Below are 8,147 nucleotides of genomic sequence, written 5' to 3' on the forward strand. Positions count from 1 at the left end.
TTTCCTAATTGCTAGTATTGGCAAATGCCAGTCGCTCAGGAGCGCCAATATCAAGCCATTGTCCTGTGAAAAGTTCTCCAGCCGCTAGCTTTTTCTGGACTAGGCTCCTGATTAAAGGAACAACAGTGTATCTCCCAGGATGAGATTCGCGAAAGACATCAGGGTGATAACAGGCGATACCTGGGTAGGTATAAGTCCTATCGTTAGTCAGATAGCCTTCATCTAAGCCAAAATCTCCTTTGGGATTATGTGGAGGATTAACCACTAACACAAGCTTAACTAACGCTGCATTATCCAAAGCCAATGTTGCAAAATCAAAATCGGTAAAAATATCTGCATTTACGGTTAAAAAAGGGTCTTTCCCTAATAAAGATAAGGCATTATAGATGCCACCACCTGTCTCAAGTCCACCGGGGGGCTCGGGTGAGTAACAAATTTCTATGTTCCATTTACGACCATCGCCTAAATAGTGTCGTATCTGGCCTCCGAGATAGGCGTGATTGATGACAATGCGTTGGAACCCAGAGCTTGCAAGTTTAGCGACATGATACTCAATAAGCGGTTTATTATTAACCCTGCACATGGCCTTTGGTATTTCATCGGTAATAGGCCTCAAGCGTTCTCCTCGGCCCGCAGCTAAAATCATGGCAGTTTTCATGGTAAACGAATCCTCTCTTGCACGAATTGGAAAAAAGGTTCCAAGTCTTTATAGCCTTCTAAGCATGACATGACATAATGAAGCGTCAGAGGTAGATCTCGAAGATAGTTAGGTTTGTTATCACGTAAATGTAGCCTGGAGAAAACCCCAAGTACTTTAAGATGTCTTTGCAAACCACAAAGATCAAAAGCGCGTGTAAAAGCAGCTAAAGACCATTGCTGTGCCAGGGAGGACTGTTCATAAAAAGACGTCAACCAAGTCCTCACTTGATCACACGGCCACTGGATGTAGCAGTCTTTCAGAAGAGACACCAAGTCATAGGTAAAAGGCCCTCGCATCGCATCCTGAAAGTCTATGACGCCTAATCTGATGGGTTCTTCGCCACTTAATAACATGATATTTCGGGAATGGTAGTCACGATGAATAAAGACTTGGGGCTGCTCTGAAATTTCATCGGTGAGGTCATTAAATGTGGTGGTCAGCAGTTGTTCTTCCGAAGGGCTAAGTCGAACGTTTAAATAGGCTTGCAGAAACCATTCTCTAAAAATAGCTAATTCTTGCAGCATAAATTGCTTATCAAAACAAGGCAATCTAGCCGTGTTTTCCGAAGGACATTGCTGCATTAGGAGAATGATAGACGTGGCCGCTGCGTATAATCTGTCCGCAGATTTAAGAGAGAGGTGGCTCAATAAAAGTTCATCACCAAAATCATCCAAAATAGCAAAACCTTGCACTTTATCTAACCTATGTACTTTTGGTGCGTCTACTCCCAGATTTAATAATAATTCACTGACTGCTAAAAACGGTTCTAGGGCCTCTTTTTGTGGAGGAGCATCCATAACCACCTGTGTAATTCCGTTGGTCTTAAGACGGAAATATCGTCTAAAACTGGCATCACCTGATAAAGGGCTGAGATAAATGTGATCCAGTTTAAGGGTCTGTTCTAGCCATTTGCTAAGTGCGTTTTGCCGATTTTGCATGCTATACTCCCAAGCCATATTACTTTCAATGTGCAGCGACATGATGAAATGTTGTATGTCATTTAACCATTGTGCATCTTATGCATGTGCATGATAAGGTATTTTGGTGGCTCTGAACATTAGGCTTGATTGCATCTCGCAAACAATAAAAAAAATGGTTTGCAATCAATATATGTTTGCAACCTTAGCGGGTGTGCTCAGTATAACTCTGAGTATTTATCATGTTCGTAGCCATGCCTCCAATACTATGGTCGTTGAACCTGTTCAAGCCTGCGTTGTAGCTCGCGATGTGGATTTAACCCATGCTATTCGCTCGCGATTTGCCCAATGCTTAGGCTGGCAATCTCCACCTCCCGTCCAACCTATCCCAGTTTGCGGTGGGGCTTATCAAGCCATTAGCATCAGGCCTTTAGATGATCCTGATGCAATACATATTACAGCAGGTGAAGCTTCTTTTTATAGTGAAGGGCGATCAGAATTAAGTGGTGGTGTTGAAGTCCGGGAGGGGCAGCGCGTGGTCAATGCCCAAACGGCTTATGTTTATCGTGATTCCAAGACCAACAAGATCACCAAAATTGAATTGTTTGGTGAAGTTCATTACTTGGAACCTGATCGCTTAATGATTGCAAGAAAGGCGACAATCAATCCTCAAGATAAGTCAGGGAAAGTAGAAGATGTGTTATATCGCTTTAGTTCGAAACGTCCAGGTGCTGTTTTGCCTGCATGGGGACGGGCAAGTTTAATAGAGCGATTCGCCAATAAGGACTATTTTTTAAAACAAGCCACCTATAGTAATTGCGCCCCGCAAGACAGAGCATGGCAAATTGAAGCAGATACCATCACTTTAGATGATTCCAGCGCAACAGGCGTTGCTCGCAACGCGAAGTTACGAATTTATGATGTGCCTGTATTGTACACTCCCTATTTCAGTTTCCCTACTTCAAAAGAACGCAAGTCGGGTTTTTTAATGCCTGTTTTTGGGGTATCAAATGTAGGGGGTTTTGATTATGCCCAACCTTATTATTGGAATATTGCTCCTAATTATGATGCTACCTTGATCCCGCATTATTATTCTCTTCGCGGTTTAATGTTAGGTGGGCAATTTAGATATTTAACCCCTCATTCTACGGGGGTCTTTAATGGCCGTTTTTTGCCAAATGACCGTGCTTTTAAAGATTTTATCCTTGATAATCAACTCCAGTACCCTGTTCTGCAGGGACTATCGACAGATCGTTGGTCAATACAAGCTTTACATAGCACTTGGATAACTCAGAATTTGCACTTCGGTGTCAACTTCCAACAAGTTTCCGATGACTATTTTTTACAAGATTTTAGTAGTAATTTTGCCGTGCTCACTGAGAGACAGTTGTTACGAGAAGCCAATTTGAGCTACACGACTGATAACTGGTTGTTTCGAGGAATGGTACAAAGCTATCAAACGTTGCATCCAGTAAATCAAACGCCTATTGCTGATGTCTATCAACGACTCCCCCAACTGTTGGCACTCGGGCAATATGATGATATGTTGCCATTTAACGGGAATCTTTCAATACATGGGCAATTTGATGAATTTAGATGGCCTAATGATCCTGCCCTAAAGTCATTACTCGTAGTTAACCCAAACATTAAGCCTCCGGAAGGTCCACGCTATCATTTAAATCCAGCGTTAGCTTTTCCCCAGAGAAAACCCTGGGGTTTTTTCACACCGGCAATAGACGTGGTGGAAAATTATTATAGCGTGAGCAGAAATAATTTCGCTTCCTTGAATGATAGCAATCCCTTGAATGACTATGGTTTTCGGGTCATTGCCCCCACGGTTGATAGTTATAATCGCACCATTCCTCGCTATAGCATTGATAGCGGTTTATTCTTTGAGCGATCAACATCTTTTCTTGGTGAACCTCTTACTCAGACTCTTGAACCGCGTCTGTATTATCTCTATGTCCCATTCTACGATCAGACACCGATTCCTGTGTATGATTCGGGGTATATGATATTTAGCGTGGATCAATTGTTTCGTAATAACCGTTTCTCGGGCTTTGATCGTATAGGGGACGCAAATCAACTGGCCTATGCTGCGACTTCGCGTTGGTTATCTGATAAGACAGGTGCTGAGAAAGCCAGTGTAGCTATTGGGCAAATTCGTTATTTTAAAGATAGACGAGTGCAATTGTGTCAAAATCCCGCTGGCAATTGCGAAGATAATCCACTTACCCTGGGTTATTTATCACCAACACAAGAGTATTCTCCTGTGGCAGCCCGCGCCATGTATCATTTTAATCCATCCTTGCTTGTGACTGGCGATTATGCTTGGGACGCACACTCCAATTCCTCGAAGAATGCTAGTATCAATTTGCATTATCAACCCGGCGTAAATCGCATCGTTAATTTTGGTTATACCTATCTTACTAATGGCGATATCACTCAAGTAGCTAATACGAATGTTAACGTTGACCCCCTGCAGCAAATAACCTTTTCTTATGCTTGGCCATTTACGGAGCGATGGAGTACTTTGGGTGGGTATAATTACAACATTGCTACAGATTATGAAATGCTGTCTTTTTTCGGTATACAATATGATAGTTGTTGTTGGGCGGTGCGTTTGTTGGGGGGGCGGAGTTTTCAAAGTCTAAATTCTGAGGCGCAACCGGTTTATAATAACAACGTTTATTTACAAATCTTGCTAAAGGGGTTGGGTTCAGTGGGCAATAGTGATCCTTCAAGCATCATACATACTAGTTTGCCTACTTACCTTGATAACTTTCATAATAGCTAGGGACGTTCTCTAATCAAAGTTGCTTGAATTTTGATTAAGAATAACCTAAATTGCCAAAAAAAAATGAATAGAGGATAATTGCATGCTAAAGCGAATTGCACTTCTAATGCTGCTATTGCCAGCACTTACTGTTGCAGAAGCAGCACAGCCTTTGGATAAAGTGGTTGCTATCGTCAATGACGGTGTGATTACTGAAAGTGAATTGAATGCTCAGGTTGAGCTCTTGCGACAGCAAATCGAAGCCAAGCACATGCAACTGCCTTCTAACACCGTATTACGCAAGCAAGTTTTGCAGCACTTGATTGATGTTGATCTGCAACTCCAGTTAGCTAAAAAAAACGATATTACTATTGATACTACGGAATTAAATGAGGCCATTGAGAAAATTGCGGCTGCCAATCATTTAACATTGACCCAACTACGTGAGGAACTTGCCCGACAAGGGTTAGCCTGGCAGACGTATAAAGAAAATGTCCGCAAGGAAATGTTAATCAGTAGGCTGCAGCAAAAGGCTGTGAACAAAGATATCACTGTGACCCCAGAACAGGTAGAGGATTATTTAAAAACGGCCCAGGACGATAGAAGTCAGCTGACTTATCATATCCAAAATATCGTTATCCCTCTGCCAGAAGAGCCTACCACAGAGCAATTAAATAAGGCTCGTGGAAAGGCAAAAGAACTATTAACAAAGATTAAACATGGTGAAGATTTTAATCGTTTGGCTATTGCTGAATCCAGTGGCGAATTTGCTTTGGAAGGTGGTGATTTGGGGGAGCGTCACTTGGCGGAACTTCCTGAAATTTTTGCCAAGCAAGTGGTGACCATGAAAGTGGGTGAAGTTGCAGGACCGATCAGAACAGGAAATGGTTTTCAGCTGATTAAACTAGTAGCCGTTGGGGGCAACAACCAACACCATGAGGTGACCAAAACTCATGTTCGTCATATCTTGTTAAAACCTGACACAAGCATGACGTCTGAAGAGGCAAGCAGACAAGCGTATAATCTTTATCAGCAACTTAAATCAGGGAAAGACTTTGCTTTGATGGCCAAGCAGTATTCTTTGGATGCAGCGAGTGCTGTAAAAGGCGGAGATTTAGGTTGGGTAAACCCTGGCGAACTTGTATCAGAATTTGAAGATGCAATGGATAAATTACCTTTACACAAAGTCAGTAAGCCCGTAAAAACAATTTTTGGCTGGCATCTAATCGAAGTGCTAGAGCGTAAAAAAATTGATGATTCTGAATCGTTCAAGCGACAACAGGTCAGACAATTCTTACAACAACGCAAATTCACTGAAGCAGTACAGAATTGGCAGCAACATATTCGATCCAGTGCCTACATCAATATCCTGGACAAGGAATTGGCATGAAGCCACTTTTGGTAAGTAGTGGTGAGCCTGCGGGGGTCGGGCCGGATTTATGTCTTGCCCTCGCTAGTTTGGAACTACCTATCGTTATTTTGGGTGACAAGCATCTTCTTTCCCAAAGAGCCCAAGAGTTAGGATTACAGCTTAATTTCGTTGCGTATCAACCCGATGTGCCCTTGGCCATTAAGCGAGGCCAGCTCACAGTACTCTCCATTCCATGTGTTGCAAAAGTAAAAGCCGGGGAGTTAAATCCACAAAATTCCCCCTATGTCATTGAGATGCTTAAGGTAGGAAGTACCAAATGTTTGCAAGGTGAGTTCGCGGCGCTAGTAACCGCTCCTGTGCACAAAGCCGTTATTAATGACGCAGGAATTGCTTTTACCGGTCATACTGAATTTTTGGCCAAGCATTGTAAAGCAGCAGATGGTGTGGTGATGATGCTTGCTTGTGAGACGATGAAAATGGCTTTGGTTACGACACATTTACCATTAAGGGATGTAGCTCAAGCCATAACCGTTGAGACAATTACAAGGGTAATCAAGCGGCTGGATAAAGGACTTCGAGAAGAGTTTGGCCTAAAGGATCCCTGCATTTACGTGGCTGGTTTAAACCCCCATGCTGGAGAAGGAGGATATTTGGGCCGTGAAGAAATTGAAATCATCAGTCCGGCTTTGGCCATTTTAAAAAAAGAAGGTATCAATGTGCACGGACCATTTCCTGCAGATACCTTATTTACTCCACGCAATTTAACTCAATGTGATGCATTTGTCGCCATGTATCATGATCAAGGATTACCCGTTTTAAAATATGCAGGTTTTGGTGCCGCAGTTAATGTAACACTTGGCTTGCCTATTATTAGAACGTCTGTCGATCACGGTACGGCTTTGGAGTTAGCGGGAACCGGTTTGGCTGACGTCGGCAGCTTGGTCGCTGCGATCAAAATGGCTGAAACAATGGCAAAAATAAAGGAAAATACCAATGCCAATTATCAGTTTAATTGCCGCCATCGATGAGAATTATGGGTTGGGGAAAGACAATCGTTTGCTATGTCACTTACCTGCAGATCTCAAACATTTTAAATCCATTACTATGGGCAAACCCGTTATCATGGGTAGAAATACTTTTGTTTCGATTGGTAAGCCTTTGCCAGGACGACAAAATATTGTATTGAGTCGACAAGAAAGAGTTATTGAAGGAGTCGACGTGGTTGATTCTTTAAATCAGGCTTTGGCTTTGGTAGTTGGGGCTCCTGAGGTTATGATTATTGGTGGGGCAAGTGTCTATGAACAGGCCCTTCCGTTAGCATCTAGAATTTATTTAACAGTTATTCATCATCGGTTCCCAGCTGATGCTTTTTTCCCTAAATTCGATCAACAGGCTTGGCAAATAAGCGAGACGAGCATTCACCCAAAAGATGAAAAAAATAGTTATGATATGACCTTTTATCTTTATGAGCGCAATGAACAAAGGAGAATGTGAGTTTTGGGGTGGCTCACATTCTCGAAATTGATTTTTTGATTAATGGTTTGTGCAATGGATTGTATTAAAACGATCAATAACACATCGTTCACCCCGGTGACTAGCGCAGGCCACTTTAAAAGGGGTTCTGACACAACCATAACCACAGGCAATATGCCCGAAATTATCACTAACACATTGCTGGTCTGGTGAAGCTGCACAGGCGACGTTATTAATAGAACGTATACAATTGTAGCCACAAGCTTGATTAAACGGCCCTTGTAGACATTGTTGATTTGTTTGACTGGGATGACCATGATATTGGCTGTTAGATTGCTCATTATGCCTGTGATATTGCCCATTATGTCCGTGATGAAGAGAACCTCTCCCGGCTTCTACTAAGATCTGATAGTTATTGGTAATGATTTCTTGTCCAGCGTAAGAAATGTTGCAATGGTTATAGCCCGGCCAGGTTTTACCCGGTTGCCTACTTCCTTTAAAGTAAGTTTGGCATAAAAACAAAGGGTTTCCATTAGTATCCCGCCCGATAGTTAAAGCTTCTCCTGGATTATTTGACCAGTAGACTCGACGAAACATGTCTTTGGAAGGAATCTCAAATTGATCAATCACATATTCCTTACCACCATAAGGCACATTGCAATGACCATATCCGGACCAAGTTTTGCCAGGCTGGGTGCTATTAAACAATCTCGCCACACACAAAAATAACGGTTTTCCATCCGTATCAACACCTGTTTTTAGTGCATCTGCTAAAGGGTAGCTGTCCTCTCCATGGCGATGAATATTGCCAACTGCGAAGCTTGCTTGCATAAAAAAAGCAATCAGAAGTATATAAATGATGCGCATTAGTCAATCCTCATTAACAGTGTTAATAATTTGCGCACAAGA

7 protein-coding genes are annotated in these 8,147 nt (G+C 42.3%); 4 read left to right on the forward strand and 3 right to left on the reverse strand.

Annotated features, from left to right (window positions below):
* Positions 1–4: 4 nt before the first annotated feature.
* Both murU and CKV79_RS01025 read right to left on the reverse strand, forming a co-directional pair.
* Positions 5–658, reverse strand: a complete 654-nt coding sequence (gene murU / locus CKV79_RS01020; protein WP_028372268.1) for an N-acetylmuramate alpha-1-phosphate uridylyltransferase MurU — start codon at positions 656–658, stop codon at positions 5–7.
* On the reverse strand, positions 655–1,638 hold the full coding sequence (locus CKV79_RS01025; RefSeq protein ID WP_028372267.1) for an aminoglycoside phosphotransferase family protein: 984 nt from the start codon (positions 1,636–1,638) through the stop codon (positions 655–657). Before CKV79_RS01025 ends, murU begins: the two co-directional genes overlap by 4 nt.
* Positions 1,639–1,792: 154 nt before the next feature.
* Here CKV79_RS01025 and CKV79_RS01030 point away from each other — a divergent pair, with 154 nt between their 5' ends.
* The 4 genes from CKV79_RS01030 (at position 1,793) to CKV79_RS01045 (ending at position 7,259) form a co-directional block, all read left to right on the forward strand.
* A complete protein-coding gene (locus CKV79_RS01030; RefSeq protein ID WP_095141832.1) occupies positions 1,793–4,414 on the forward strand; it encodes an LPS-assembly protein LptD in 2,622 nt (873 codons plus the stop codon).
* An 82-nt stretch (positions 4,415–4,496) separates the two neighbouring features.
* On the forward strand, positions 4,497–5,783 hold the full coding sequence (locus tag CKV79_RS01035; protein ID WP_028372265.1) for a peptidylprolyl isomerase: 1,287 nt from the start codon (positions 4,497–4,499) through the stop codon (positions 5,781–5,783).
* Entirely contained in the window at positions 5,780–6,793 is a 1,014-nt protein-coding gene (gene pdxA / locus CKV79_RS01040; protein ID WP_035914851.1) for a 4-hydroxythreonine-4-phosphate dehydrogenase PdxA, read from the forward strand. Before CKV79_RS01035 ends, pdxA begins: the two co-directional genes overlap by 4 nt.
* The gene (locus tag CKV79_RS01045) at positions 6,759–7,259 is read left to right on the forward strand and encodes a dihydrofolate reductase (RefSeq protein ID WP_028372264.1); all 501 of its coding nucleotides are present in this window, start codon (positions 6,759–6,761) and stop codon (positions 7,257–7,259) included. The genes pdxA and CKV79_RS01045 overlap by 35 nt, the downstream gene beginning before the upstream one ends.
* A gap of 39 nt (positions 7,260–7,298) precedes the next feature.
* Here CKV79_RS01045 and CKV79_RS01050 read toward each other — a convergent pair whose 3' ends face one another.
* Positions 7,299–8,105, reverse strand: coding sequence for a DUF3421 domain-containing protein (locus CKV79_RS01050; RefSeq protein WP_051546047.1), 807 nt, complete (start codon positions 8,103–8,105; stop codon positions 7,299–7,301).
* Positions 8,106–8,147 lie beyond the last annotated feature (42 nt).

Origin of the sequence: Legionella lansingensis (assembly GCF_900187355.1) — a bacterium.
GTDB classification, from domain to species: Bacteria; Pseudomonadota; Gammaproteobacteria; order Legionellales; family Legionellaceae; genus Tatlockia; species Tatlockia lansingensis.

Excerpts from the sequence above, each read along its gene's own strand:
- murU (WP_028372268.1), bottom strand. The coding sequence starts at position 658 with ATGAAAACTGCCATGATTTTAGCTGCGGGCCGAGGAGAACGCTTGAGG.
- CKV79_RS01025 (WP_028372267.1), bottom strand. The coding sequence starts at position 1,638 with ATGCAAAATCGGCAAAACGCACTTAGCAAATGGCTAGAACAGACCCTT.
- CKV79_RS01030 (WP_095141832.1), top strand. The coding sequence starts at position 1,793 with ATGGTTTGCAATCAATATATGTTTGCAACCTTAGCGGGTGTGCTCAGT.
- CKV79_RS01035 (WP_028372265.1), top strand. The coding sequence starts at position 4,497 with ATGCTAAAGCGAATTGCACTTCTAATGCTGCTATTGCCAGCACTTACT.
- pdxA (WP_035914851.1), top strand. The coding sequence starts at position 5,780 with ATGAAGCCACTTTTGGTAAGTAGTGGTGAGCCTGCGGGGGTCGGGCCG.
- CKV79_RS01045 (WP_028372264.1), top strand. The coding sequence starts at position 6,759 with ATGCCAATTATCAGTTTAATTGCCGCCATCGATGAGAATTATGGGTTG.
- CKV79_RS01050 (WP_051546047.1), bottom strand. The coding sequence starts at position 8,105 with ATGCGCATCATTTATATACTTCTGATTGCTTTTTTTATGCAAGCAAGC.